The 26764-nt window shown below is 47.2% G+C and carries 22 protein-coding genes and 1 tRNA gene; 16 read left to right on the plus strand and 7 right to left on the minus strand.

Going from position 1 to position 26764, the window contains the following annotated elements:
* Positions 1-2: 2 nt before the first annotated feature.
* The 4 genes from ilvA (at position 3) to thrC (ending at position 6056) form a co-directional block, all read left to right on the plus strand.
* Positions 3-1274 carry a threonine ammonia-lyase IlvA gene (gene ilvA, locus RIH33_RS08630; RefSeq protein WP_406650498.1) on the plus strand — a complete coding sequence of 424 codons (1272 nt, stop codon included), beginning with the start codon at positions 3-5 and terminating at the stop codon, positions 1272-1274.
* Between the two features lie 96 nt (positions 1275-1370).
* Entirely contained in the window at positions 1371-3800 is a 2430-nt protein-coding gene (gene thrA / locus RIH33_RS08635) for a bifunctional aspartate kinase/homoserine dehydrogenase I (RefSeq protein ID WP_406650500.1), read from the plus strand.
* Between the two features lie 36 nt (positions 3801-3836).
* Positions 3837-4757, plus strand: coding sequence for a homoserine kinase (locus tag RIH33_RS08640; protein ID WP_406650501.1), 921 nt, complete (start codon positions 3837-3839; stop codon positions 4755-4757).
* A 15-nt stretch (positions 4758-4772) separates the two neighbouring features.
* Positions 4773-6056, plus strand: a complete 1284-nt coding sequence (thrC, locus tag RIH33_RS08645) for a threonine synthase (RefSeq protein ID WP_406650503.1) — start codon at positions 4773-4775, stop codon at positions 6054-6056.
* 47 nt (positions 6057-6103) lie between these two features.
* Here thrC and RIH33_RS08650 read toward each other — a convergent pair whose 3' ends face one another.
* Positions 6104-6628 (minus strand): DUF6252 family protein, encoded by a 525-nt coding sequence (locus tag RIH33_RS08650; RefSeq protein ID WP_406650504.1) that lies wholly within the window; start codon positions 6626-6628, stop codon positions 6104-6106.
* A 153-nt stretch (positions 6629-6781) separates the two neighbouring features.
* On the opposite strand from RIH33_RS08650, the gene RIH33_RS08655 reads away from it, so the two are divergent.
* The 5 genes from RIH33_RS08655 (at position 6782) to RIH33_RS08675 (ending at position 14988) form a co-directional block, all read left to right on the plus strand.
* Entirely contained in the window at positions 6782-7273 is a 492-nt protein-coding gene (locus RIH33_RS08655; RefSeq protein ID WP_406650506.1) for a hypothetical protein, read from the plus strand.
* A 30-nt stretch (positions 7274-7303) separates the two neighbouring features.
* Complete coding sequence (locus tag RIH33_RS08660) at positions 7304-10765, plus strand: YHYH protein (RefSeq protein WP_406650507.1); 3462 nt, start codon at positions 7304-7306, stop codon at positions 10763-10765.
* A 169-nt stretch (positions 10766-10934) separates the two neighbouring features.
* Positions 10935-11462 carry an RNA polymerase sigma factor gene (locus RIH33_RS08665; RefSeq protein ID WP_406650509.1) on the plus strand — a complete coding sequence of 176 codons (528 nt, stop codon included), beginning with the start codon at positions 10935-10937 and terminating at the stop codon, positions 11460-11462.
* Positions 11463-11516: 54 nt separating this feature from the next.
* Positions 11517-12419, plus strand: coding sequence for a FecR family protein (locus RIH33_RS08670; protein WP_406650510.1), 903 nt, complete (start codon positions 11517-11519; stop codon positions 12417-12419).
* Positions 12412-14988 carry a TonB-dependent receptor plug domain-containing protein gene (locus RIH33_RS08675; protein WP_406650512.1) on the plus strand — a complete coding sequence of 859 codons (2577 nt, stop codon included), beginning with the start codon at positions 12412-12414 and terminating at the stop codon, positions 14986-14988. Before RIH33_RS08670 ends, RIH33_RS08675 begins: the two co-directional genes overlap by 8 nt.
* 3 nt (positions 14989-14991) lie before the next feature.
* On the opposite strand, the gene RIH33_RS08680 is transcribed toward RIH33_RS08675, so the two are convergent.
* Positions 14992-15561, minus strand: coding sequence for a nitroreductase (locus tag RIH33_RS08680; RefSeq protein ID WP_406650514.1), 570 nt, complete (start codon positions 15559-15561; stop codon positions 14992-14994).
* Positions 15562-15717: 156 nt separating this feature from the next.
* Here RIH33_RS08680 and RIH33_RS08685 point away from each other — a divergent pair.
* The 4 genes from RIH33_RS08685 (at position 15718) to RIH33_RS08700 (ending at position 19164) form a co-directional block, all read left to right on the plus strand.
* Positions 15718-15791 (plus strand) — tRNA-Arg (locus tag RIH33_RS08685).
* Positions 15792-16684: 893 nt separating this feature from the next.
* Positions 16685-17278 carry a DUF6088 family protein gene (locus RIH33_RS08690; protein ID WP_406650515.1) on the plus strand — a complete coding sequence of 198 codons (594 nt, stop codon included), beginning with the start codon at positions 16685-16687 and terminating at the stop codon, positions 17276-17278.
* Positions 17278-18285 (plus strand): nucleotidyl transferase AbiEii/AbiGii toxin family protein, encoded by a 1008-nt coding sequence (locus tag RIH33_RS08695; RefSeq protein WP_406650517.1) that lies wholly within the window; start codon positions 17278-17280, stop codon positions 18283-18285. Before RIH33_RS08690 ends, RIH33_RS08695 begins: the two co-directional genes overlap by 1 nt.
* A 684-nt stretch (positions 18286-18969) precedes the next feature.
* Positions 18970-19164, plus strand: a complete 195-nt coding sequence (locus tag RIH33_RS08700; RefSeq protein WP_406650518.1) for a hypothetical protein — start codon at positions 18970-18972, stop codon at positions 19162-19164.
* Between the two features lie 12 nt (positions 19165-19176).
* Here RIH33_RS08700 and RIH33_RS08705 read toward each other — a convergent pair whose 3' ends face one another.
* Positions 19177-19905 (minus strand): response regulator transcription factor, encoded by a 729-nt coding sequence (locus tag RIH33_RS08705; protein WP_406650520.1) that lies wholly within the window; start codon positions 19903-19905, stop codon positions 19177-19179.
* A gap of 103 nt (positions 19906-20008) precedes the next feature.
* Here RIH33_RS08705 and RIH33_RS08710 point away from each other — a divergent pair, with 103 nt between their 5' ends.
* The 3 genes from RIH33_RS08710 to RIH33_RS08720 all read left to right on the plus strand — a co-directional run bounded on the left by RIH33_RS08710 (position 20009) and on the right by RIH33_RS08720 (position 23791).
* Positions 20009-20752 carry a sulfite exporter TauE/SafE family protein gene (locus tag RIH33_RS08710; RefSeq protein ID WP_406650522.1) on the plus strand — a complete coding sequence of 248 codons (744 nt, stop codon included), beginning with the start codon at positions 20009-20011 and terminating at the stop codon, positions 20750-20752.
* Between the two features lie 47 nt (positions 20753-20799).
* On the plus strand, positions 20800-21642 hold the full coding sequence (locus RIH33_RS08715) for an ATP cone domain-containing protein (RefSeq protein WP_406650524.1): 843 nt from the start codon (positions 20800-20802) through the stop codon (positions 21640-21642).
* Positions 21643-21964: 322 nt separating this feature from the next.
* Positions 21965-23791, plus strand: coding sequence for a tetratricopeptide repeat protein (locus RIH33_RS08720; protein WP_406650525.1), 1827 nt, complete (start codon positions 21965-21967; stop codon positions 23789-23791).
* Positions 23792-23903: 112 nt separating this feature from the next.
* On the opposite strand, the gene RIH33_RS08725 is transcribed toward RIH33_RS08720, so the two are convergent.
* The 4 genes from RIH33_RS08725 to RIH33_RS08740 all read right to left on the minus strand — a co-directional run bounded on the left by RIH33_RS08725 (position 23904) and on the right by RIH33_RS08740 (position 26763).
* The gene (locus RIH33_RS08725) at positions 23904-24563 is read right to left on the minus strand and encodes an energy transducer TonB (protein WP_406650527.1); all 660 of its coding nucleotides are present in this window, start codon (positions 24561-24563) and stop codon (positions 23904-23906) included.
* 33 nt (positions 24564-24596) lie between these two features.
* Positions 24597-25616: a potassium channel family protein gene (locus tag RIH33_RS08730; RefSeq protein ID WP_406650528.1), complete on the minus strand. Its 1020-nt coding sequence runs from the start codon at positions 25614-25616 to the stop codon at positions 24597-24599.
* 99 nt (positions 25617-25715) lie between these two features.
* The gene (locus tag RIH33_RS08735; RefSeq protein ID WP_406650530.1) at positions 25716-26252 is read right to left on the minus strand and encodes a DUF4199 domain-containing protein; all 537 of its coding nucleotides are present in this window, start codon (positions 26250-26252) and stop codon (positions 25716-25718) included.
* Positions 26253-26334: 82 nt separating this feature from the next.
* Positions 26335-26763, minus strand: a complete 429-nt coding sequence (locus RIH33_RS08740) for a response regulator transcription factor (RefSeq protein WP_406650532.1) — start codon at positions 26761-26763, stop codon at positions 26335-26337.
* Position 26764: the final 1 nt, after the last annotated feature.

Raw genomic sequence — 26764 nt, forward strand, 5'->3', positions numbered from 1 at the left:
GAATGACTACAAATACTACCCATACGGCTTTTTATCCGGAGGTAGAAGAGGTAAAAAAAGCACACAATATACTCAGCAAGGTGATCTATAAGACCGCCTTGCAGTATAGCTTCAATCTGAGCGAGCGCTATGACGCTCACATCTATCTCAAACGAGAAGACACCCAGATTGTACGCTCATACAAGATCAGAGGTGCTTATAATAAAATCACTTCGCTTTCTCCTGACCAGCTCATCAATGGGGTAGTATGTGCCAGTGCTGGCAATCATGCACAGGGTGTAGCATTCTCCTGTTATAAACTTGGGGTGAAGGGCGTGATATTCATGCCCGCTCCCACCCCCAAACAAAAAGTGCAGCAGGTCAAAATGTTTGGCAAAGACAAAGTGGAAGTGATCCTGGCAGGAGACACCTTCGACGATGCCTATCAGACAGCCATGGAATACTGCACAGTTAATAAAAGCACGTTTGTGCACCCCTTTGATGACCCCAAAGTCATAGAAGGTCAGGCCACCATCGGCCTGGAATTGTTCAAGGATGCCAACTTCAGCATCGACTATCTGTTCTTACCTGTAGGTGGTGGTGGATTGTCTGCCGGAGTATCCTCCATCCTCAAAGCCCTGAGCCCGCACACCAAAATGATCGGTGTGGAACCCGCCGGAGCGCCGGCCATGTACGAGGCGTTTCAACAAGGCAAAGTGGTGACCCTGGAGGAAATTGACAAGTTTGTGGATGGTGCGGCAGTGAAACGAGTAGGTGAACTTACTTACCCGCTCTGCAAGGCCAACCTGGACGAAATAGCGCTGGTAGACGAAGGCAAGCTTTGCTCATCACTCATCAGCATGTACAATGAAAGTGGCATTGTGCTGGAACCCGCCGGAGCACTTTCCGTGGCGGTATTGGATCAGTACGAGGATGTGATCAAAGGCAAAAACATCATCTGCCTGCTGTCTGGCAGCAACAATGACATCACCCGCACCGAAGAAATCCGGGAGCGATCGCTGTTGCATGAGGAACTCATGCATTACTTTATTATCCGGTTTCCACAGCGCGCCGGAGCACTGAAGGAGTTTGTGGCCGAAGTACTGGGCCCTGACGATGATATCGTGCATTTTGAATACACCAAAAAGACCTCACGAGAAAAAGGCCCCGCACTCGTAGGTATCGAACTCAAAGCCAAAGAAGATTTTGAGCCCCTGTTAACCCGAATGAAACAAAGGAATTTTTTCGGCGAGTATCTCAACGAAAAACCAGACTTATTTAGTTATATGATCTGAAATATTAGACTTTTGGCATTGGCTTTACCAAGTAGCCAAAGATTTTTTATAAAACCTGTAAATGCTGAGGCAATGAGCCGAAGCTAAGCGTCAAATATGAAAGTACTAAAATTTGGAGGTACCTCTGTAGGTAGTGAGGAAGCAATCAGACAAGTAGCCAGAATTGTTCATTCATCCATCGATCAGTTGGTGCTGGTCACATCTGCCGTAGGTGGGGTCACCGATCAGCTGGTGCACATCGGAGAGCTGGCAGCATCCGGTCGCAAGGATTACGCTTCGTTTATAGAAGGGGTGAAAGTGCAACACGAGCAGCTCTATTACAACCTCATAGAGAACAAACCCGACGAGCAATTCTACAAAATCATTGAAGAGTTTGAAGACATCTGCAAAGGCGTGTGGCTCCTGCGTGAGCTCACCCCGAGGAGCGCAGACTACATCTACAGCACCGGTGAGCGACTTTCTACCCTGATCATTTCAGAGTTTTTCAGAAATGAAGGCATCGACGTAACGCTCTACGACAGCCGGAACTACATCATCACCGATGACCATTTTGGTCATGCCCATGTAGATTTCAAAGAAACCACCAAACGACTTAAGGAAGTCAGCAAGACATTCAGCAAAGTCAATCTGTTTCCGGGATTCATTGCGTCTACGGCTGACAACCAGACAACAACCCTCGGACGTGGGGGATCAGACTACTCTGCCGCCATACTGGCCGGGGTGCTCAATGCAGATCATTTTGAAGTGTGGACAGATGTGGACGGACTCATGACTGCCGACCCACGGATGGTGAAGCGTGCACATTTTATTGAGCACGTTTCCTATGAAGAAGCCTTGGAACTTTCGCACTTTGGTGCCAAGGTCATCTATCCGCCGAGTATCCAGCCTGCGCTGGAAAAAGGCATCTCCATTACCATCAAAAATACGTTCAACCCTGACCACCCCGGCACGCTGATCACCAAAGAATGGGACCAGGACAAGGAACTGATCAGAGGTATTTCCAGTATCAAAGACATCTCACTGGTTACACTCAGTGGCAACAGCATGGTGGGCGTACCGAAGTTCTCTTACCGCTTTTTCAGGGCACTGTCAGAAGCACACATCAATGTGATCCTGATCACTCAGTCCAGCTCGGAGCATTCCATCACGGTGGGTATCGACACCAAGGATTCCAAAGCCGCAGTGAAAGCCCTCAATACGGAGTTTGAAGAACAAATTGAAAGCCATAAAATCGATCCCATACAGGCAGAGAACAGTCTTTCGATCATCGCCCTGGTAGGCTCCAACATGAAAAACCAGGTGGGCGTAAGCGGTCAGATGTTCAACGTATTGGGTAAGAACGGCGTGAGCATCAAAGCCATCGCCCAGGGATCCTCTGAGCGGAACATCTCCGCCGTGATCGCCAAGGATGATCTCAGCAAAGCGCTGAACGTGCTTCACGAGAGCTTCTTTCTTTCTGTTACGAAAAGAATCAACCTCTTCATCATTGGTACGGGCAATGTGGGTAAGGCTTTCATCGAACAGCTGGTGCAGCAATTCACTTACCTCAAAAAGCACCATCAACTGAACATCAAAATCATCGGACTGGGCAACTCCAGACTCATGCATTTTGAGAATGACGGCATTCCCCTTTCGAAATGGGAATCGATCCTACAGGCAGGAGAAAAATACTCCAGCGAAAAGTTCTTGGAGAAAATGTACAGCGCCAACCTGCGAAACAGCATTTTCATTGACATTACTGCCTCTGAAGATGTGGCGGCACTCTATCCGCAGATTCTGAAAAAGAGCATTTCGGTGGTGACACCTAATAAAATAGCGGCCACGGGCCCTTATGCAGACTACCTCAGCCTGAAAGGCATGAGCAGACGCTACGGCAGCCGCTTCCTGTTTGAAACCAATGTATGTGCCGGCCTGCCGGTACTCTCAACCCTGAGCGATCTGGTGCGCAGTGGAGATCAGATTCATCAGATCGAAGCGGTGCTTTCCGGTACTTTGGTCTTCCTTTTCAATGAATACAACGGCAAAACCAAATTTGTAGATGTGATCAAAAAAGCCAAGGAACTGGGCTACACAGAGCCGGATCCACGGCTGGATCTATTCGGGTCCGATGTGAAACGAAAGATCGTGATTTTGATCAGAGAAAGTGGATACAAATGCGAGTATGAAGACATCCAATTAAACTCATTCTTACCAGAAAGTTGTCTGGAGAGCAGTTCCGTAGAAGACTTCTACACCAAAGTGGGAAAAGAAGAGGCTCACTTCAAAAACCTGTTTGAAGCTGCCAACAAGGAAGGGAAACGCCTGAAAGTGGTAGCCAAATATAAAAACGGGCACGGCTCTGTTGGGCTGGAAGCGGTGGATTCAACTCACCCTTTTTACAACCTGGAAGGTAAGGACAACATTGTGCTTTTCTATACCAACCGCTACAAAGAGCAGCCTATGGTGATCAAAGGTGCAGGCGCAGGTGCCGAAGTGACCGCCTCTGGCATATTTGCCGATGTACTAAGGCTGGCTCAGACCGACTAGTAAACAAATTTTTTTCGAACTCTTGACTTTAGAAACTTGGAAAGCATTCAAGTATTTGCACCGGCTTCAGTGGCCAACGTAGGACCGGGTTATGACACTTTTGGCTTTGCCATAGAGCAGCTGGGAGATGTGATTACACTCACCAAACGAAATGATCATAAGCTGAAGGTGCTGAAAGCCGAAGGTGCCGACCTTCCGACCGATCCTAAAAACAATGTGGCCACGGTGGCCATCCAGTCACTGCTGGACTATCTGGAGAGTGATCAGGGCATGGACGTGCACATCAAGAAAATATTCAAACCGGGAAGTGGACTGGGAAGCAGTGCCTCCAGTGCCTCAGGCGCCGTGTTTGCGGCCAATCATCTATTGGGTAATCCGCTGAAAATCGAAAAACTCCTTGATTTCGCCCTGGAGGGCGAAGCCCTGGCTTCCAAAAGCTATCACGCTGATAATGTGGCTCCTTCCCTGCTTGGCGGCTTTCAGGTGGTGCGGAGTTACGAACCTTTGGAGCTCTTCCGCATTCCCACCCCTGCTGCATTGCGGGTGCTCATCATTTTCCCGGATGTGGAAATCAAGACTTCAGAAGCCAAGGGCTTGATTCCCAAAGAACTTTCAGTGAAGGATGCCCGTGAGCAGTGGGGCAACGTGGGTGCGCTCATCCACGCCATGCATAGTGAGGATTATTCGCTACTTTCCCATGCGGTGAGAGACCGCATAGCTGAGCCTGTGCGCAAGCAACTGATCCCGGAATATGGCAAGGTCAAACAAACCACACTTGATTTTGGTGCTGTAGGATTTAACATCTCCGGGTCTGGCCCGAGTATGTTTGCCTTTTTCAAAAGCTCGGAAGCCGCCAAAGCCTGTATGACTAAAATTGAGAAAATGTACCAAAAGGTGAATCTCCCGGTTATGCTGCATTTGACCAAAATCAATCCGAACGGGTGTCAGATCCTTTAAAAGAACCAAAGCAAAATGAAATTTTACTCTACCAATGGCCAGTCCAGTCCGGTATCCTTTAAAGAAGCCGTCATCAAAAGCCTTCCCTCAGACAAGGGGCTTTACTATCCCGAGGAAGTACCGGAGCTAGATTTCCTGTTTTTGGAAACCCTCGATTACTACTCGCTCCCACAAATTGGGTTTGAGGTACTGAGACAATTCTGCAAGGATGACATTCCTGAAGCCAAGCTTCAGGAAATCCTGGAGGGTGCCCTCAATTTTGAGCTTCCGGTGGTAGAAGTGGAAAAAAACATCTATTCCCTGGAGCTGTTTCATGGCCCCACCTATGCCTTCAAAGACGTAGGTGCCCGGTTTCTGGCCAGGTGTCTGGGTTACTTCAACGAAACAGAAAACAAAGAAGTCACCATACTGGTGGCCACCTCTGGTGATACCGGCGGGGCAGTAGCTTCGGGCTTCTATGAAGTACCCGGAGTGAATGTAGTCATCCTGTACCCGAGCGGTAAGGTGAGTGACCTTCAGGAAAAGCAGCTCACCACGCTGGGCAAAAACATCAGAGCCATCGAAGTTCAGGGCAACTTTGACGACTGCCAGGCCATGGTCAAAAAGGCCTTTCATGACGAAGACATCAATGCAAGGCTGAACCTAAGTTCGGCCAACTCTATCAACATCGCGCGGTGGTTGCCTCAGTCCCTGTACTATTTTGAAGCGTACAAACAACTCAAAAAAGACAAGCTGGTGGTCTCTGTACCATCCGGAAACTACGGCAACATCACGGCCGGTATGCTCGCCAAGAAAATGGGATTGCCCATCCATCGGTTCATTGCTGCCAGCAATGCCAACGACGTGGTGCCCAGGTACCTGATCGACGAACAATATTCGCCCCGGCCTACAGTGCCTACCTTGTCCAATGCCATGGATGTGAGTGATCCAAGCAACCACCCCCGGATGCTGGAACTGCACCAAAAGCGCTTCAAAGACATCATCCAACACATCTCTGGTTTCACACTCAATGATGAGCAAACCCTGAGAGTGATGAAGGAATGCCATGATGCCAATGGCTACACAATGGACCCGCACGGAGCCATTGGGTATGCCGCCCTGAAAGCTGGTCTACAAAAGAAGGAAACAGGACTCTTCCTGGAAACCGCTCACTACAGCAAGTTTCTGAGTACGGTAGAGCAAGCCCTGGGAAAAAACATACCACTGCCCGACTTTGTGTCAGACCTGATGAAAAAAGAGAAAGAAGCCGCACTGATCGGTAATGACTACCAAGCTTTTAAGGAATACCTGATTGGGTAACAAATGAAGTTTTCTGAAAGGAAACAATCACTGATTCCACAAACTATCTAAGGAATGTATTGCATATCGAAACGGCCATCGGTGATTTTTACAGTATCGCAATCCGCTGTGACCGTGGAAAACTCGAAGGTGCCGGAGATAGTGAAATCAGACTTATTGATATTTGTAAACTCTACGAACCCTTCATATGTATTTTCATACTCATAATAACAAATTGGCGGATCCATTCTTGTTCGATATCTTGACCGAAAGTTAGATGTTACACCTAGTTGATAGTTTGTGTTTTCTAATAAGGGGTCATCTAGAATGAGGCGAATACTCTTTGTTATGTTAGACTTTTCTTGCTCTGCTCCAAACTGAACAACCCCCCCCTGATATATTGCTGACATTCGTGACGTATTTGTCACTACAAACGCCCCCCCATTTACCAGGCAGCCAAAAGTATTTTCACCGGTGGTCGTCAGAGGCGGGAGTTTTTCCAGCTCCGTAGGTTCGTGAATGCCCAGGCCCAGGTCGCAGGAGATGCACAGACCAAGGGAGATAAACAGGGCAAAAGTGAGTAGGGTCTTCATAGGCAATGGTTCTTAACTCTAATATAGAAAGAGAAATTAATTGGAAGCTAATGGTTGTGTGAAGTTTTAGTTACCGTGCGCTCGGCCTCACCTCCAAAGTAGGGTTTTTTAAACACCTCCCGTTTTACACTCAACTAATCGGAAATCCAACCTATGATGAGTGTGAAAAAAGCCGTGGGCCTGCTGGGCCTCCTCCTTATCCTCCAGACTCCCTCCTCCGCACATAGCGAGATGGCAGGTCAGCTGACCTTTGAGAATTTCAGGAACGAACTCTACGTCAAAAGCATCATCGACAAGCGCATGCTCAGTCTGGCACTGATGCAGGAAGCAGACTGCACACCTGATCAGATGATTTCCATCTGCGGAGATGCGTACCTGCAGGCGCACATCCAGATCACGGTCAATTGTCAGCCGGTTACTTATGAGAAGCTTTCGGTAACGCTCGAAAAAAACACGGTGGTCTATGCCTACCGAATGATCAAAGCAGATGAACCCATTGCTTCCATAGGTGTTAGTAGCGATTTCCTTCTCCAATACAACGATCATGCTTTTGTGCGTACTCAGTTTGCCATCGATGATGTGACCAAATCATTTGACCTCAAGGCCTCCAGGAAAACCATTGAAGCCTCCTTCATTCAGCCATAAACCATTTTTCTAACCCGCAACCCCTGACTTATGAAAAAGTTGATACTCTTAATTGCCATGATGCCACTCTTCGCCTACGGACAGACCTGTGTGCCGGAGGATATCTACGCCGTGGAAGATGCCAATGCCGTGTGCTACGAAATCGTAGACAATGTCCGGCATTTCTATACCAACAACTACCCTGACCACACGGACAGTTACAACTCACCCTTTGATCTCCTCACCAGTGATGCAGAGTATTCCATCTGTGCCTATCCGGAAGAAGCGAGTGAGTTCACACCGCTGTATGAAGAAACCGAAACCACCAAAGGTTGTACTTTCACCTACACCTTTGGGGTGGGCGTGAATGGGGTGAAGTATGATCCCAGCTCTGCTGAGTATTTTGAAAACACCTCCACCGGCGAAAACAACATAGACTGGCACGTGGAAGCCCGCTACATCTTTAGCGCCAACTTTGGGAACAATGGTGGCCACCTGAATCCATTCGGAGAATACCACTACCACGACGTGCCGGCAGATTATTTCGCCGATGACCTGAGCATTGATGGCTCGGCACACTCGCCCATCGTGGGCTACTCGGCCGATGGTTTTCCCATGTACTACAAATACATCTATTCGGATCCGGAGGACAACACCAGCGCTATCATGGAAGCCGGTTCGGGCTATACCCTCAAATCTGGCACGCGCCCGGGAGATGGGGTATCCGCTCCTGATGGAGACTACACAGGCCTTTATTATGAAGACTATGAATACTTCTCAGCCAACACCGTCCTCGACGAGTGCAACGGCAGATATGGGGTCACGCCGGAGTATCCCTACGGTACATACTACTACGTCCTCACGGACACTTATCCGTATATCCCACGTTGTTTCAAAGGCACTTCCGTAGACAACACCTTCCGTGTGGGGCCAGGCCCCTCCTGTCCGGAATCCACAGCAGAAACGGACTGTGCAGTGGCAGTAGCCGGCTGCATGGATCCATTTTCAACTAATTACAACCCTAATGCGAATGTGGACGATGGTAGCTGCACCTACTCCTCCACCTGTGAAACCAGCATTTTCGTTGCCTCACAGGTCGATGCTTCCTGCTTTGGAGAAGCAGACGGTACGGTCACCATTTCCGTCTCCGGTTTTGGGGACACCCCCACCTACGAATGGACAGACGGGGGTACTTCCGAAAGCAGAACCGGACTGGCTGCTGGTACCTATACGGTGACAGTCTCCGGTGACGACTGCACAGATGAACTGGAAATAACCATCACCGAGCCAGCTGAGATCACCTACTCTGTTTCCGCTACGGATGCCACTTGTGGCGGCACTGACGGCACCTTAACATTCGCAGCATCAGGAGGCGCCGGAACTGATTACGAATACAGCATCGACAATGGCTCAACCTATCAGGGTTCCGGTCTCTTTGACAACCTGGCAGCAGGTAGTTATTCCGTACTCATACAGGAATCTTCGTCAGGTTGTGAGATCACAGCCTCTGGTACTGTGGGCGAATCAGGTGCGCCGGATGCCCCGGCTACCTCAGGAGATGCCAGCTATTGCTTCGGCGAAACACTCGCCGCAATGACTGCCACAGGAGGGAATGGCACCCTCACATGGTACGCGGATGCTGATCTGTCCACAGCACTTGCTACAGGTGGAGCGTACATGCCTGGTGAGTCCATCGGTACGACAGTCTATTATGTTACAGAAACGCTTGACAATTGTGAAAGTGTAGCTTCCTCTGTTAGCATCACAGTAAATGCCCTGCCGGAAGTTCAGGCTTTGGCAGATAATACAGCCATTTGCGCTGGAGAATCCGTCACGCTCACGGGCTCAGGAGCAGCCACCTACCTTTGGGATCAAGGCATCACTGACGGTGAAGCCTTCATCCCGGAAGCAACAGCCACTTACACATTAACCGGTACTTCCTCCGAGGGCTGTTCTTCTTCCGATCAAATCACCATTACGGTACTCAACCTGCCGGAGGTAAGCGCGAGTGCATCGGCAACTACCCTATGCTCGGGAGAGACCGTGACACTCACCGGATCCGGGGCCCTTACCTATGAATGGAGTCAGGGCGTAGAGGATGGGATAGCCTTCACGCTGGAGGAAACTACCACTTTCACGGTCACAGGGACGAATTCGGATGGCTGTACTGCCTCAGCGGAAATCACCATCAACGTGGAGGATGCAGAGGTTCAGGCCAATACCTCCTCAGAAAGCATTTGTCTGGGCGAGTCTGTCACCCTTTCCGGGTCCGGCGCCACCACCTATAGCTGGAGTGGGGGAATCATAGATGGTGTGCCCTTTTCTCCTGAAGAAACCACCACTTATACAGTGACTGGTACCGGGGACAACGGCTGCAGTGCGTCAGATGAAATTACCATTGTGGTGAATATGCTGCCCACGGTAGTAGCCAGCGCCACATCCCTATCAGTGTGTAGCGGAGAGGAGATTACCCTCACAGGATCAGGTGCGGATACTTATATGTGGGATCACAACGTGACGGACGGGGAAAGCTTCATCATAGCATTGACCACCACCTTTACTGTCACAGGTACGGATGCCAATGGCTGTACAGCCTCAGATGCAATCACGATCACAGTCAATGAGGCTCCGCAAATCACTGCTACGGCCAGTACTACGGAGATTTGTGCAGGTGAAACCGTAACACTCAGTGGATCCGGAGGGACCACTTACGAATGGGACAATGGCGTCACCGATGGAGTGCCCTTCACTCCCACACAGACAACAACGTACACGGTCGTGGGAACAGATGATCACGGCTGCTCGGGTACCGCTCAGCTCACCATCACAGTCAACCAAGCCCCAATGGTGACGGCCAGCTCCACAGCCACCACCCTCTGTAAGGGTGAAAGCATAACCCTGACAGGATCCGGTGCCAGTAGCTATACATGGAGCGGTGAGGTGGAAGATGGGGTGCCCTTCGCCCCTACGGCAAGTGGGGTGTATACGGTGACAGGTACCGACACCAACGGCTGCTCTGCGAGTGCAGACATTACACTTACTGTCGTGGATGTTCAGGTAGAAATCCATTCGGAAGACTCCAAACTAATCGCCAGTGCCACAGCTGGAGTGACCTATCAATGGATCAATTGTGCCAGCAACACACCCATTGAAGGAGCAAATGCAGAGGAATTTTCTCCTGAAAAAAGCGGGGGATATGCGGTCATTGCCGAAATGAATGGATGTTCCGTTACTTCTTCCTGTCTCGAAGTAAGTATCATGGTACTGGAATCAGAACCCACCGCGGCGTGGGCTGAAATTTATCCAAACCCTATGTTAGAAAAACTCTCGATCACCAACCCAGACGGTGAGCCACTCCATGTGGAGATCATCAATCTGTCCGGCGAACGCTTGGTGCAAACTACTCTGAAGCAAAGTCAGACCTTTGATGTGTCCACCTGGAAAACGGGGATTTACCTGGTTCACCTCACATCAGCGCATCAGGAAAGCTGGACAAGGGTGATCAAAGATTAATGTTGCGGTGATAAGACGTCATCGGGTATAGTGGCTGCCCGGTGCGTCTTTTTCCTGTTGTTAGGCTAAACCATGTGTTGAGTAGGTAATGTATCTTAGTGAATCTTGGTCCATTATTTTTTCCTGCCAAAATTTTTACCTTTGGCAAACCAACCAATCAACCCTATTGATGAATCACCAATCGGTCTGTGAAGAACAAACCTTCCACCAGGTGCATAGTGATCACGCTACACCACTGAGAAATTTTCTGTTCTACAAATTTGGGGACCTGGAGAAAGCCAAAGACTTTGCACAGGATGCCTTCATCAGACTTTGGGACAATTGCAGTAAAGTTCCTTTCGAAAAAGCCAAAAGCTATTTATTCACCATCGCCAACCGCCTTTTTCTGGACGATGTAGATCATCAAAAAGTGGTCCTGAAGTTTCAGTATCGGCAGGGCACCTCAGAAAAACAGATGGAGACCAACCCCGAATACCTCTACCAGCATGACGAGTTTAAGGAAAGACTTGAAATGGCCGTATCGGAGCTGCCTGATAAGCAACGGGCGGTTTTTCTGCTCAGCAGAATCGATAAAATGAAAAATAAAGAAATAGCAGAAACACTGGATATCTCTTTGAAAACAGTGGAAAAACACATTGCTAGCTCGCTCCAAAATCTGAAAGGTAAACTGGATGAGCTATCCAATTCAAAAATCTGAAGTAGGGTTTATTGCGAGGTGCCCGTTACACTAGTAGACATAATCTGAGTCAAGATGGCTGACAATGAACACAATGATCAAATTATCAAATGGCTGAACGGTGAGCTCCGTGAGGAGCAGCTGATCCAGGAAATAGGTGCGGAAAACTTCCTGAAATACAAGCAGATCATTCAGGAAGTGGATCAGTGGACCCCGGACAATGAGGCGGTGGTTTTCGACCCTGCAGTGGTCACCAAAAAAGGAAGGGTCATGACCATGACCCGCTGGCTGTCTCTGTCTGTAGCAGCATCCGTAGTGTTGGTGGCGCTATTTAGCATCTGGCTTCTGCGCCCCGATCAGACTGTGCATTTCACCAATGCCGGGGAAATACAGAAAATCACACTGCCGGATGGAAGCTCCTCTGTTACCCTGGCGGCGAATTCCAGTATTTCCTGGGCAGAAGATGACTGGAGCTCATCCGGAAGGAGACTCCAGCTAAAAGGCAAAGGTTTTTTCCGGGTAGAGAAAGGCAGTCCTTTTTCGGTCGGTTTTCAAAATGGTGAGGTGACGGTACTGGGCACCTCTTTTGAAGTTTCAGAGTTTGATGAGTCCTTTCAGGTCATCTGCTTCGAGGGGCTGGTGAGCGCCAGTGACAAGCAACAAACCTCTCGCAAAGTAGCTGGCGGAGAGGGTTATCTCTACCATCACTACCAATGGGAGGAAAAAGTTAACATCACAGACAGCATTCCCTCCTGGCTACAGGAGGAAACAAAGTTCACCAATGTGCCCCTCACTTTGGTGTTGAAAACCCTGGAAAACGAATATGACCTGACCATCATCAAAAATGCGGTGAACCTGGAGCGAAGGTTTACGGGATCTATTCCTAATAAAGACCTTGACCTGGCGCTGAAAATCGTGTTTGACCCACTGGGTATTAACTATGAAGTAAAAGCAAACAAACTATACCTGAGTGAGTAAGCTTATGACAAAGGTGCTTTTGGTCTCACTGGGCGTATGCTGGGCAATTCACACCAGTGGACAGTCCACCGATGACCCTTCCTTAACCGCCTACCTCCACCATTATCAGGAGCAAACAGGTATGAGGTTCTCCTACGATCCGGAGCTACTGGAGCAGATGGAAATGCCCATGACTTCAGACTCCATGGATATCGCCGACTTTGTTGCGTTCGTTGAAGGGCAGTATCCCCTCAGGGTAAGTCAGGTAGATGAGCTGTATTACACCATTGCACTGGCCGAGCGGTTATATTCCATCAGCCTCACGGACTCCATAGATGGAAAGATGATCTCCCCGTCCCAGTCCGTAGCACTGGTGAATGGGCAGCCTGTGGCCAGCACAGCATCAGACAGTACCCTCATTATTAGTTATAAACCCACTCCGACCGATCAGCTGGAAATTTACGCCCTCGGCTATAACCGCAGACCGGTCTCTTTTGACCAGCTTATCAACAGCAGGTCAATCGCGCTTAGCCTTCAGTCTCAGATTATTGAATTGAGGGGAGTGACCATAGAGGACTACCTCACCAAAGGGATTAATATGAACCCCTCCAGCCAGAGCATTTCCATCAAAGTGTCGGATCTCCCCCTCCTCCCTGGCGAAACTGACGGTGATATCTTTGCTTCCCTGGCGGCACTTCCCGGCATTACCACGCCGGACAACCGCCCGGGTAACCTTTTCATCAGAGGGAGCTCTACGGACCAATCGCTCATACTTTTCAATGACATCCCCATCTACCACAGAGGTCACTACTACGGCACCATTTCGCCATACAACCCCAAGATGGTGGACGATGTGAAGGTATACCGCAATGGCTTTCACCCCAAAATGGGCGGCCGTGTGGGCGGCGCCCTGGAAATCAACTCATCCGATGAGCCACAGCAGACCCTGAGTGCTGGTATCGGATCCAATACCCTCTATGGAATGGGCTATGCCAAGCTCCCATCCAAAAACAAAAAAATTGGCTTCTCTATAGGTGCCCGGAGATCCTATCCATACTCCTTCAGCTCCCCCAAGCTCAGATCGATGTCCGAGATGGTCTTTGCCGCATCTGCCTTGCTGGATTCTGTGGGAAACCTACAGGAAGATATCAAGGTGATTTTTGAAGATTATGTAGGCAAAATGACCTGTCAGGTGAACAAAAACAACCTTATCACCCTCACCTCAGTCTACTCCCGATCCGATGTAGCCTATCAGGTTTCTCTCAAAAATTCGGATGAATCCAATCGGATCGATAACCTGGGACTTAACCTGAAGTGGAAATCGGTGATCGGCCCCAGGCTGGTATCCAGGCTCTCGGCCACCTCCTCCAATTACCAGTTTGCCTTTAGGAATCAGATCACACCGCCCCAATCCGGAACTCCTAAACTACCTGAGACGTATTCGACCAACGAACTTACGGATTTCCGCATTCGGGAGGAATTTTCCCTTGACCTTGCACGGGGAAACCGCCTGCAATTTGGCCTGGACTATAAGTATCAGAATGCCTATTTTGATTATCAGGACATCAACACACGTGACACCCTTGTGCAAACCCGAAGCAGTGATGAATATGCCCACACCACTTCTCCGTTTGTGAATTTTGAATGGAACTCTTCCAAAAAACTATATGTCCAGATTGGCGCCCGGGCCAACTACTATAGTCGACTGAATGACCTCAAAGTAGCGCCTCGCATTTTCATGAACTACTTTGCCAACAGGCAACTCACCCTGAAGGGCTCTACAGGATGGTACTACCAGTACCTGAGCCAGGTAAAGGTTTTGGAGTTTAGCGGAGGTGGGTTTGACAATGAGCTTTGGCTGCTTGCCGATCATGAGGATGCCCGGATCATCCACGGCATGCAGTCTATGACAGGAGCGATACTTAACCTTAAATCATGGATTATTGACATGGAGGGCTACTACAAGACCGCCGACAACATTTCCTACTACAGTGCCGGGAGGTTCTCTTCACGCGGGCAATTTTACTTTGCCTCGCACCAGATGTATGGTGTAGACCTTTTGATCAAAAAGCAACTCAACAGCCGTACTTCTGTATGGGCCGGGTACTCCTGGGCCGAATCAAAAATCAGGGTGGATACAGCGAGCGACACCCGATATGAATCGCAATTCAGCCAGCCGCACGTATTTTATGTAGGTGGTGCTTTACAGCAACAGGGTTGGAAATTTTCACTGGGATGGAACTATGCCTCCGGACAGTATGCCCGGTCGTTCCGTGTGAGTGAGGCTGAAACCAGCTATTACAGATTTGTCAACCGGCTGCCCCCCGATGCGCCAAGACCCATTGACAGCTATACCGATCTGGAAGACAGGTATCCGGCCGTGCACACGCTGAACCTGTCCACCTCCTACCAACTGCCCAGAACAGCGGAGCGAAAATGGAGCGCTACCTTCGGCCTCTCCCTGATCAATGTGTACAACCAGCAAAACCTCACCGATAAAGCGGTCAGGGCCGGCAGACCCACGGCCTTTCTGGTAGATCGCTATGCCATTGGCTTTGCGCCCAACCTGATGGTCACCGTGGAATGGTAATGTCTACAGCCACTTGACCTTTTCCTCTATTGGTTTTCTTCTGATCCGACCACTCGGTGGGTTGGCATAGCCCATGTAGAACAAGCCAATGCAGCGCTCCTCATCTGCCAGCGGCTCAAATTCAGAGAAATACTCCAGCAAATCAGGCGTGCTCCAGTAGCAACCAATGCCATAGGCGCAGGAGGTGATCCACATGTTTTGCACGGCCATGGCCACAGAAGCGATCTCTTCCCACTCAGGCACTCTTTTCCGCGGATCACGCTGCATGCAAATGGCAATCAGCGCCCCGGCCTTCTGAGGGTTCATCTTTAGCTTCTCGTATTTGGCTACCGAGAACGATTCCAGGCCATTGAGTGACCGGTATTTTTCTGCCATGAAGGTGCCAAATTTCTTAAGGGTGGCCCCTTTCATGACCTTAAAGCGCCAGGGCTCTGTGAGCTTGTGTGTGGGGGCCCAGTTGGCATTTTCCAGGATGTTTCGGATCAGCTGGTCGGGTATTACCTTGTCTAAATACTGATCCGGGTATACAGATCGTCTGTTTTGCAATAGCTGGTGCACTTCTTCAATCGTCATGCCGCAAAATTATAAGTCTCAGGCTAGAGTGGTGCGGTATTTATGCATGAATTTCTCCATCTTATTGAAATGTAATCCCGGGGCATTGACTTTATTAAATGTTTGCTTCATTCTTAATCAGATAAGCCGTTATATTTGCATTCCAATTTTGGAAATGCACTCGTAGTTCAACTGGATAGAATACCAGATTTCGGCTCTGGGGGTTGAGGGTTCGAATCCTTCCGAGTGCACAAAATAGTGAAAGCATCTTCATTAGCGTATGGAGATGCTTTTTTTGTTTCAAATGTATTTTAGGGAAGGATGAGAACCGTTCGAAATGAGCGTAGCGAATTCACGAGAGGCTAAGCGCATGGATGTGCGTATGAGTAAATGGAGTACAGCGGAATTCACGGATCAAGCAACATTCGTGTGGGGTATTACTATATAGTTATATTCTGAAAAAACGAATTAATCCACTGTGAATTAAGAAACGTTAGGACGCAAAGGTGGGTGGGGCATCCAAGGCTTGCCCGGCCGGGACAAGTGTGAATCATTTTGACTCCAGAAAGTTTTAAAAAAGGGCCAAAAACGATGAGTCAAAATGATTTTTTGCGTGCGACCGGCTAGGTTGGTGCCTATTGTCGTTTAACGTACTGTTTTCTTTGCCTTCGCGGCCCGGGGCAAGCAAAGAAAATGAAGGGTTAGTAGCCAATCGGTTGGATTGAGTCATATGAGATGTCAGATTGCGGATCACTATCAACCTTTAATACAATCTCCCCACAACTTTATTGCTTGATCCGAATTCACGAGGGGTAGCGCGCATGGTTGTGCGTATGAGTAATCCTTCCGAGTGCACAAAGAGACACTTCATTATGAGGTGTCTTTTTTTGCTTTTAGGGTAACAGAATCTTTAATTCCTTATGAGGAAGGATGAGAACCGTTCGAAATGAGCGGTTCAAATTCTCTCAAATAGCTTTTAATGTTTGCATTGCCAAATAGTCCTATATCAGTAAAGAAGATTTGCTGTCACATATTATTAGATTCTGGGACTCCAATTTATTGCAACCATAATATCACATTTTGCAACTATTTTGTTAAATCTTAGTTGCAATACATATATTTGATAGTTTCATATTTCAAGAACATGCCAAGTACAGTAGATATACATGATCTAATTGCCAGCAAACCAGACAAGGAAATTCTGTTCACAGAGGATTTCCGTGAATTTGGAAGTAGTGAAGCAATTAAGAGTGCTATGCACAGATTTGTAAAACGAGGGGTACTAAAGCGATTAGCCAAAGGGATTTATGTAAAGCCTGGTTATAGTGACTTGCTAAAAATGGAGACCATGCCACCCTTGGAAGCCCTGGCTCAAGCCATCGCCAAACGTGATCATGCAAGAATAACCCCAACAGGAGCCATGGCTATGTATAAACTGGGACTTACTACTCAGGTACCTTTGAAGTTAACATATCTGACAGATGGTAGTGCAAGGAAAATCAATATTGGAAAGACAGAAATCACTTTTAAGCGAGTGACACCTAAAAAGCTTGCATTCAAAGGTAAGCTCAGCTCTTTGGCAATACCGGCATTAAGTGAAATAGGCCAGACAAACCTTGATCAGGATCTGGAGAAAAGAGTAATCACACAACTCAAAAAAGAGAAATACGAAGACCTAAAACATGACATTCGGCTTGCCCCGCAATGGATAGCAGAGATCATGGCAAAAGCATTGTAATGGGATACTTGGAATTTTACAAATTGAGCGATAGTGACAAACTGGATATTTTCACAAACGTCACCTATACAACAGGTCTTCCAGAGTTCGCTGTTGAAAAGGATTGGTGGGTGGTTCGTACTCTTGAGGCTGTATTTCAGACACAAATTGCACCTCATGTGGTTTTCAAAGGCGGTACCTCATTGAGTAAGGCATGGCAGCTGATCTCAAGATTTTCCGAAGATATTGATTTGGCCCTGGATAAAAAGTTTTTAGGTTTTTCCGATGAACTCACCAGAAAAAAGGAAATAAACAAATTGAGAAGAGCCTCTTTCTCTTTCATTTCAGAAACCTTTCTACCGGAGCTGCAAAATCAATTTGCACTAAACGGGCTTGAAGTGGAAATTCGACAAAGGTCTGTGACATCCACAGACCAGGATCCGCTAATTCTTGAAATCTACTATCCGAATGTGGTTGACCCATCAAAGTACATGGAGCCAAGGGTTTTGGTTGAGCTTGGCAGTCGTTCTCTGAGAGAACCATTTACCATCAGACAAATCAGGTCTGCAATTGCCGAAGAATTTGGAGATGTTCCCTTCACGGATGACCCCATATTAGTGCCGTCAGTGAATCCGGAGCGAACTTTCCTCGAGAAGTTATTCTTGCTCCACGAGGAATTCCAGAGACCAAAGGATAAAATACGTATTGATAGATTGAGTAGGCACCTGTACGATATTCATCAGATCAGTCAGACAAGTTATGCTTCTCAGGCAATTGAAGATCATGAATTATACAAATCAATTGTAGAACATAGAAATGTTTATAACTATTTGTCTGGCATTGATTACAACTCTCACTATCCTCCAAACTTGAATTCCGTCCCACCGCATCACTTGATTGAGGCTTGGGCCAAAGACTATGACACCATGCAGAAAGAGATGATCTATGGAAATAGTCTTAGTTTTAACGAATTGCTCGAGGAGATCAAGTTGCTATTGGCTCGAATCAATGGAAGTACACCCAAATAATCACCCTCAAATTCCAATTATTCCAATTTTACATCACCAAAATCACAATAAAATCAACCCGATTTCCCAATAATTCCCGATTTATTCAACCAAAATTCAACCAAATTAAAGCGTATACAACCCATAAACACGGTTTTTGAGTCAAGCTAAGACTTCCCCCAAAGGGTACCCCTATGAAAGCATCATCCACGGATCTTAATACCCCTTCACCGCTCCCCTTGATATGACATTCATCCTACCTAACACGATCCCCCGCAGCTAAAGCGGTATTCCGTATCAGTTGCCTGCATCAGCCGCTATAAGGTGTAGTCACACCAGCATTCGCCTACCACCTGTAAGCCACTCCACAACCCTTTCAAAGTACGGGCAGTTAGTTAATGTAATGTTTTCGCGTTTTTCTTTACTTTACTTAGATGTCATGCAACCATTTTTCCATTTTCTTTACATTGTAGATCAACAAAGTGAAAAGTTATCATTTATTTAACAGTCGTTCGAGGGGCTTCCAGATCGTTGCGGTTTTGATCCATTAATTGCTTGATGTCCTTCTCTCCATCTTTCCCATTGACCGAGATGCAGTCTTTTTGCATGCGGAATAAACATTCAAATTAATTGGATGCCCATCCCTTTCAAACAGGTCCTCCCAAATAAATTGGCCATTCCAGCTACATCTTTTATCTTAGGGCCATGGTAAGAAAAATACTCCTTTCAGTCTACTTATTCGGTATGTTCATGATGGCCCAAGCCCAGGAGGCTGCAGCCGAAGCGCCTGAGAGTGGCGATTACTTCTCTGAGCAAATCAAATTTTATATGGTGGCTTTTATTTTTGCCTTGTCAATCTTCTTTACGGTTCGCACTTTTAGAAACAAGCCGGAAGCCTAAGCGCTCAGGTACCTAGATCAACTCAAACGCCTGAGCAAAACGCACGAGCTCCGCATTGCTGGAGATCTCCAGCTTGGCCAGGATGTTCTTACGATGAGTCTTCACCGTATGCTCAGACAAAAACAGCAATTCTGAAAGTTCTTTGCTGGTATATCCACGTGCCACGAGCGCCAGTACTTCACGCTCGCGCTTACCAAGCGTCTCAAATCGCTCCCAGGCATTCTTCTCCACAAACACCTCATCCAGTAAATCCCGAATCATGGCACCCGGCTTACCCAGGGTCTGAATATCATACCCACAGTTGAGGTACGACTGATCATCAAAAATGGTCTTGTGCGTGGAAATCCACTGATAGCCACCCCGAAAGTAAATGCGCTGTAAATAGGAGCAAAATCGCTGCCCATCAGGATAGGTGCGCTCAAACCGCTGAACCTCACGAATGGCCCTGTTCAGCACTTCCGTATCTGAAATCTGACGAATGCGCTTAAAACCAAGTGCTATGATCAGCTCCCGATCCAGTTCCATCCAGTTTTCCAGGGTTTGGTTGGCGTAAGTGGTATTCAGGGTTTGGCGGTCGTTGAAGGTCACAAAGAAATTCACATGATCACACACGGCTCTAAAAGTAGTCTCATCTTTAGACGCAAGCTTTGCCAGTCGATAAATTTGAATTTTATCAGCATTGATCAGTTCCCTCTCTGTATGAAGCTTTCCCAAAATCGCTACGACAAGTTTTCTTTGCATAATTTTAGTGAATCGAACCTTGAAATCACAGCAAGGAGCTGAAAACCTCACCGTACGGTCACTCCTTACGACTATGTTTTCTTCACCTTAGAATCAATGTCCCATGGACCTAGAGTACCTGTTTACCCTCCTCCTACTGCTGCTCAGTGGCATGGTAGCTTTTAGCATATCCACCCTTACGGCTGGCGGCGGAGCTCTGCTCCTGGTACCCATACTGAACCTGCTGATAGGCGTCAATAGCACTGCGCCGGTGCTGAATGCCGGCAACCTGCTGGGGCGCCCAGTGCGGCTGGTTCTTTACTGGCACCACATCAGCTGGCGGGCAGTGCTCTGGTATGCACCGTTTGCCGTCCTCGGTGCGCTGGGTGCAGGCTTTCTTTTCTCCAGAGCCAACCTCCCGGTGCTTCAGTTAATCGTCGGTCTGTTTCTGGTCAGTACGGTGTTTCAGTACAGATGGGGCAAAAAGGAACGCTCCTTTCCTATGACCTTCCCCCTACTGGCACCTTTGGGTGTGGTGATCTCAGCCATCGGCACACTCATAGGAGCCGGCGGACCATTACTCAATCCCTTTTACCTCAACCTGGGTCTTTCCAAAGAAGCTTTGATTGCCACCAAAACAGCCAATAGCTTCTTTATGGGACTGGCGCAGATCGGGTCCTACACCTATTTCGGGCTTATGTCCACCGTAGAGTGGCACCAGGCCCTTGCCCTGGGCATCGGCATTTCGGCAGGTAATTATCTGGGCAAAAAGGTGCTACACAAAGTCAGTGACCTAAGTTTCAGAAAATGGGCGATTGCCTTTATGGTGATCAGTGGACTCATGCTAATCGGGCAGGCCATTGGGTGAAATATCAGTAAACCATTTTATCTTGAGTAAAATCAATCATACAGTAAATGGAGCCATCGTCGGTACAGGTAGTAAAGTATTCGGGAGAAACCACCCCGTTTGACATTGATAAACTGCGGCAAAGCCTGCTGGATGCCGGGGCCACCGAGTCCGCCACAGCGCGAATTTCCCGGAAAATCACTGACGAACTCCACGATGGCATCACCACCCGGCAAATTTATCAGCGTGCTCACCGCCTGTTGAAAAATCATGCCCAGTCCAAGGCTTCACGGTACGGCCTGAAAAAGGCCATCCTGAATATGGGCCCCACAGGGTATCCGTTTGAGCTGTTCATAGGGGAACTGATGAAGGCCCAGGGGTTTACCGTGAAGGTGGGCACAGTAATGCCTGGCAGGTGCGTGACCCACGAGGTAGATGTATATGCCGAAAATGAAAAAGTGATCAGGATGATGGAATGCAAATTCCATAACCGGCTAGGCTACAAAACCGATGTGAAGGTGACGCTGTACATCAAGTCCCGCTTTGAAGACCTGGAGGCCGTCTGGAAAAATGATACACATATCGGTCACAAAAAACATGAAGGCTGGGTGGTGACCAATGCGCGGTTTACCAAAGACGCCATTGATTTCGGCACATGCTCCGGACTGCAGCTACTCAGCTGGGATTACCCTGCACAGGGCAGCCTGAAGAGCCTTGTAACCAGATACGGGTTGTATCCGATCACCACCATTGCGGCTCTTTCCAAATCCAACAAAGAATTCCTGATGGGAAAAGGAATCGTGCTGGCCCAAACCCTCTGCGATCAACCAAACGCCCTGGAAGGACTAGGACTGGAAAGGTCCAAAATGGAGAAAATCATTAAGGAGGCTGGGATGATTTGTGATTTGTGAAAGAGTAGGCCACTTTGTAGACAATGTCAAGAATTATTTTCTGCCTTGTGCGGGCATGCCAGAAACCTCCAAGGTTTTAAAAACCTTGGAGGTTTGCGGAAACTTGCGTTTAAGGATGATAGAAAAAATTCAAACGGATAAAGTAGATGGATCGGCGTTGTCTTACACTCTGAAGGCTCGAGCCTGACAATGCATCAACGTCCTAAAATGTCAAGGGGATCTGTCAATATTCACCACCCCAGAGCAAGCTGCAGGCGCATCGCCTTCCATTTTTTTGAAAAAATCCTATTATTGCACATTGAACCAACCGCCACCCATGATTATGAAACGAATTGTGCCTATCTGGATTTTTGTCTTGATTACTTTTTCAGGATATTCACAATCATTCAGAGTCGGGTTTAAGCCCATCATTGAATTCACCAGAGATTTTCACCTGGAAAACTCCAATCTTTCGACGGATGCAGAAAAGATCATTAATCTACTCAGAAGCAACCAATTTGACTCTGGACTGCTGGCTTCGAATGATCTCATAGAGTATGGCGCAGAAAAAGCGCTGGGTTACTACTTCAAAGGCCTTTGTCTTCAATCAATGTTGCTGACTGACTCGGCCCTGCAACAATACGATCGAGCGATCTTCAGTGATCCTTTTTTAATAGAAGCAAAGTACCAGAAAGGGGTTCTATTAACAGCTCTTAACCGAATAAAAGAAGCTGAATTAATATTTCAGGCCATCAAAAATTCATCGAAGGATAGTCCATTAGGCTACATTGGGCTGGCATTTGTGGAAGCAAACCAGGGTCATATCAAAGCTTCCGAAAGCTTTCTGGAGAAAGCAGAAAGAATAAACCCGGACCTTATACAAGTCAAATTGCTTTTGATAGAAGTTCATGAACGAAGTAGGTCATGGTTCGAATTAAGAACAACACTCGACGATGTGCTGCAGTCAGGTTTTGAAAATGAGAGAATCTATTTCTTAAAAGCAAAATTAGACTTTGACGAAGGGCCACAGCTTTATACCGCCCTTGAGTATATCAACAGGGCCCTTGAATTCAATCCTGAATCAGATGAAGCTTTGGAGTTAAAAATCAAAATACTCATTGGTCTCAACAGTTACTTCGAAGCCTATACCTCGTTAAGAGAGTTGTCATATCTCATCGTTCAGGAAAGAATAACGAGCCCTCTCATGATAATGGGTCCTCTTCTTCTCTCCCAATCCTCCAATTACAGCTTGAAGACGCCCGGCATTTATGACTTGGTCGTTTTATTTGAGCACGAACGAGAAAAGTATGATAGACCAACATCTCAATTATTAGAAATGACGCTGACCATGGGGTTTGTTGATCAAAAACTCAATGCAATTGCGATGCTCAAAGAGAAAGAGGATTGTGCCATTTGCGCCCTAATCATTTCTAATTACTTCAATCAAACCAATCACCCTGGATACGCCAACAATTGGAGAAAAAAAGCGCTAAAGCTTTACCCCAATAATTGCATCATTTTGGCCATTGACGCTCTAAATCAGCCTAATCAAAACTTAGTAGTTCCCGGACTTGACTCTGCCCTTTCGCTTTGTCCGGACAATCCGGAAATAATAAAGGAGAAAATCATTTTCCTGCTAAAACAAGACGAAACTCAAGTAGTACTCAAACTAATCTCTGATTGGGAAAGAAATAATAAGCTGAGCTACCATCTCCATCAAATCAGGGCCGATTTACTTTATAAAGATGTAATTGTAGATTTGGAGCAGGGCCGTGATATCATAGCCATAGAAAAACTGGAGACTATTACATCCGGCGAATACTTCCATTTACAGGCATTTATGCTTCACTCAAGTTTGCTCGTAAAACATATGAAATTCGAGGAGGCATTGCCAAAACTCGACCTATTGATTGAAAAGAACCCAGAAGATTTCAATTCACTCATCAATAGAGGAATTGCCCGTATCTACACTAAAAAATTTGCACTCTGCCTCATTGATTTTAGAAGAGCCAACCTATTAGATCCCACTCATACAGTTCCTATGTATTACCTGGGCCTTGCTCATATGGCAACCGGCCACAGGTCTGAAGGGATTGATTGGATCAAAAAAGCATCCATTGCAGGCAGCGTAGATGCTCGGAATTTCTTAGAGAGCAATGGGATCTATTAGAAATCATGCTGGTTCGTCTGGTCAATAGCCTATGGCTGGTAATCGAAGGCTCGAACCAAGACATTAGCTGATCTAATAGATGAAATATACTTTTTATCGTCATTCCACTGAGTTAATGCTTTGATCTTGGGGTAGTTACAGTTACTTCTTCCAACTTTTTTCCATCAAGAAAATTCAAAGTGTTTGTATCAAAAACGGAGGATTCTTTTCCTCCTGTGAGCTTAAAATAAAATGGCAAAACGAATTTAGAGCAGACATTCTTTCCATCGCAGGCAGCAGTTAACCATAGGTTTGGAATCAGGTTGAATGTATCTATTATTTCGTCGGTGAAATAACCACCACTATCGTTCAAAACTTGAATATTGACTGCCTTGCCAACTTGGTTCACTTCAAAGTTGAGGAAGACGGTTCCTTCCACCTCATCTCTTCGTGCCTCTGTCGGATAATCTAAATTATTTCCCAAAATCGTATAAAATTCGCCGTAGCTACCAAGGTACCTGGGGTGAGGATTCACCTTCTTATAGGTCCAGACAGAATCTATCATCACTAAGTATTTGTTAGTGTCAGGCTTAAGGTAAATTAGTGCCCCTCTATCGTAATCTATTTTGAGTTCAACTGACCGGTCAATTCCCATATACTCCCAGGTACCTACTTTATACCCATTTTCCATTTTTCCCCTTTCATAGCCATTATCAACATCAAGTGGTTGAGTGAAGCCCGGGAAGGAGTTTACCAATACCATCAGAATCACTAAAACAAATTTTCTACTCATCTATATCAAATTATGAATGGGAACCAATGAAACTCATAAATCACTATAATTAAGCACGGTATACTCCTTCACAAATGCCTTCAGCTTGCTATCAGAGCCGAGAACGATCAGGTAATCATCTTCGCCAATGAAGGTGTCAGGTGAGGGTGCGGGGATCAGCCCTTTGATGTTATCCTTTACCCCCAGCACAATCACACCCGTGGAGGCGGCTATGTTCAGCTCTTTCAATGTCTTGTCCTTATACTCGGATTTCAGATTTTGATAACCAACCTCCTCCAGGTGGTAGCTGGTTTCAGACACTCCATTCAGCAGGTCCAGAAACTCAATGACAATGGGCTTGGTGACCAGCTGAGCCATAAACATCCCCCCGAGTATATCCGGCATCACCACTTTATTGGCGCCCGCCCTGTATAGCTTATTCTCAGTGTCTTTGCTGGAGGCCCTCACTATGATCATGATTTTATCATTGAGGTGACGTGCCGTGAGCGTAATAAAGACATTGGCGGCATCTGAGGGAGTCGTGATGATAATCGTGCTGGCCTTTTCGATGCCCACAATACGCAGGTGATCATCTTCTGTGGCATCTCCTATGAACTGCTTCATCGAATCAGGAATCACCTGAGACATCTCCGGATCCTTTTCAATGATCACAAATTCTTTACCACTCCTTTGCAACTCATCACAAGCCATACTCCCATTGCGTCCAAATCCGCAGACAATCACATGATTTTTTAGTTTACTGATTTCCATACCCGATCGATAGCTTTCAAAAATAGTTTTTAGTTTTCCCTCGAAAAAATAGCTGGAGACTACAGAGACCACATAGGCAAAAAGCCCGAGGTTCATGAGGATATAAATCGAAGTAAAAACCCTTCCCGCCGAGCTCAGCTCTTTCACCTCAGTGAAGCCCACGGTGCCCACGGTAATGATTGTCATATAAAGGGCATTGACAAAGTTCAGTTCTTCTATGAGGGTGAACCCGGTAAGACCTACCACCAGGCTAAATATAAAGAGGGCAACCGCTGTAATGAGGCTCTCCAGTTGCTTGTTCATTCCGTAATTTGCTTAAAGCCAGACATTCTCCACATGGACGTGACACTTGGATGGGGCTTTCAGAAAATTACGGAAATTTTTCTCAGGACGGCAACCGACTCACTTTTTCTTTTTCAAAATGACCGCAGAGATGGCCGATATCAGGAAGCCTACCGGAAAAATCTCCATAAAAGTCAATCCCGCCATCACCAGAGGATTCTCATAGAGTTCCATCCAATCCTTCATCTCCTGTTGCTTCACCGCTATCTCCCCGGCGCTCATTCCCTCTTTGGCATACTCCTGCATTTGGTGGGCTGCGTACTGGTCCATAAAGTCGGGCATAAAATTGGGGTAGTAGATCATCCAGCCCACTACATAAATACCGGAAGCCACCAGCACAATGTAAAGTCCCATGAAGAAAGCTTTTTTGAATGAAATCACCCCACCTAGGGTAGTGTCTCTATAGTTTTTAACTCCTATAAATACGGCAGAAAGCGCCAGAATCATAGTCAGGTAACCCAAAAACTCACCCTGGGAAAAGTCATAGGGTTCGCCTTCTGCCGGAGCGAAAAAGAGTTGGGTAATCCACCAGCTGGTAATGACGACCAAGCCACCGACCAGTCCAAATTGTAAAGCCTTTTTAAGTTGCGTATTCATGTTTTCTGTTTTTAGAATGAATGAAATAAGGCTCCAAGGAAAATAAAAAAACTAAAGTACCTGTCATACTTTCGGGTGATTTCTACTTTTTAGTACTTTCTGGTGAGCTCAAACTGGCAAGCTCCCGCACCTTCTGAATGGCCTGTGTTCGGCTGGATACATTGAGCTTCTGGTAAATATTGGAGAGGTGGGTTTTGGTGGTATTGAGCGACACGAACAGGCGGTCGGCGATCTCCTGATTGGAGCAGCCATCCACCAGCAGGCCGAGCACTTCAGTCTCCCGGGCACTTAGCTGAAGCGCCTGCGCCCTGGATCGATCAATAAGGGTGGTCTGGCGTCGCTTATAGAGTTGGATTCCTACCCACACTCCCAGCACCATAAAAATCACCGCAATGACCACCCCGAATACTTCCAAACGAAGATCTCTCACTATGGCGCGGTAGTGGAGTACTTGTAACAGCAGCAAAAGTATGCCTGTGGCCCCTCCATATATCCAATAGCTCTTTTTCATG

Source organism: Marinoscillum sp. (assembly GCF_040222955.1).
Taxonomy (GTDB): Bacteria; Bacteroidota; Bacteroidia; order Cytophagales; family Cyclobacteriaceae; genus Marinoscillum.

Excerpts from the sequence above, each read along its gene's own strand:
- RIH33_RS08695 (WP_406650517.1), top strand. The coding sequence starts at position 17,278 with ATGGGATACTTGGAATTTTACAAATTGAGCGATAGTGACAAACTGGAT.
- RIH33_RS08715 (WP_406650524.1), top strand. The coding sequence starts at position 20,800 with ATGGAGCCATCGTCGGTACAGGTAGTAAAGTATTCGGGAGAAACCACC.
- RIH33_RS08650 (WP_406650504.1), bottom strand. The coding sequence starts at position 6,628 with ATGAAGACCCTACTCACTTTTGCCCTGTTTATCTCCCTTGGTCTGTGC.
- ilvA (WP_406650498.1), top strand. The coding sequence starts at position 3 with ATGACTACAAATACTACCCATACGGCTTTTTATCCGGAGGTAGAAGAG.
- RIH33_RS08670 (WP_406650510.1), top strand. The coding sequence starts at position 11,517 with ATGGCTGACAATGAACACAATGATCAAATTATCAAATGGCTGAACGGT.
- RIH33_RS08740 (WP_406650532.1), bottom strand. The coding sequence starts at position 26,763 with ATGAAAAAGAGCTATTGGATATATGGAGGGGCCACAGGCATACTTTTG.
- thrA (WP_406650500.1), top strand. The coding sequence starts at position 1,371 with ATGAAAGTACTAAAATTTGGAGGTACCTCTGTAGGTAGTGAGGAAGCA.
- RIH33_RS08730 (WP_406650528.1), bottom strand. The coding sequence starts at position 25,616 with ATGAACAAGCAACTGGAGAGCCTCATTACAGCGGTTGCCCTCTTTATA.
- RIH33_RS08710 (WP_406650522.1), top strand. The coding sequence starts at position 20,009 with ATGGACCTAGAGTACCTGTTTACCCTCCTCCTACTGCTGCTCAGTGGC.
- RIH33_RS08660 (WP_406650507.1), top strand. The coding sequence starts at position 7,304 with ATGAAAAAGTTGATACTCTTAATTGCCATGATGCCACTCTTCGCCTAC.
- RIH33_RS08680 (WP_406650514.1), bottom strand. The coding sequence starts at position 15,561 with ATGACGATTGAAGAAGTGCACCAGCTATTGCAAAACAGACGATCTGTA.
- RIH33_RS08735 (WP_406650530.1), bottom strand. The coding sequence starts at position 26,252 with ATGAATACGCAACTTAAAAAGGCTTTACAATTTGGACTGGTCGGTGGC.
- RIH33_RS08725 (WP_406650527.1), bottom strand. The coding sequence starts at position 24,563 with ATGAGTAGAAAATTTGTTTTAGTGATTCTGATGGTATTGGTAAACTCC.
- RIH33_RS08705 (WP_406650520.1), bottom strand. The coding sequence starts at position 19,905 with ATGCAAAGAAAACTTGTCGTAGCGATTTTGGGAAAGCTTCATACAGAG.
- thrC (WP_406650503.1), top strand. The coding sequence starts at position 4,773 with ATGAAATTTTACTCTACCAATGGCCAGTCCAGTCCGGTATCCTTTAAA.
- RIH33_RS08700 (WP_406650518.1), top strand. The coding sequence starts at position 18,970 with ATGGTAAGAAAAATACTCCTTTCAGTCTACTTATTCGGTATGTTCATG.
- RIH33_RS08665 (WP_406650509.1), top strand. The coding sequence starts at position 10,935 with ATGAATCACCAATCGGTCTGTGAAGAACAAACCTTCCACCAGGTGCAT.
- RIH33_RS08720 (WP_406650525.1), top strand. The coding sequence starts at position 21,965 with ATGAAACGAATTGTGCCTATCTGGATTTTTGTCTTGATTACTTTTTCA.
- RIH33_RS08690 (WP_406650515.1), top strand. The coding sequence starts at position 16,685 with ATGCCAAGTACAGTAGATATACATGATCTAATTGCCAGCAAACCAGAC.
- RIH33_RS08655 (WP_406650506.1), top strand. The coding sequence starts at position 6,782 with ATGATGAGTGTGAAAAAAGCCGTGGGCCTGCTGGGCCTCCTCCTTATC.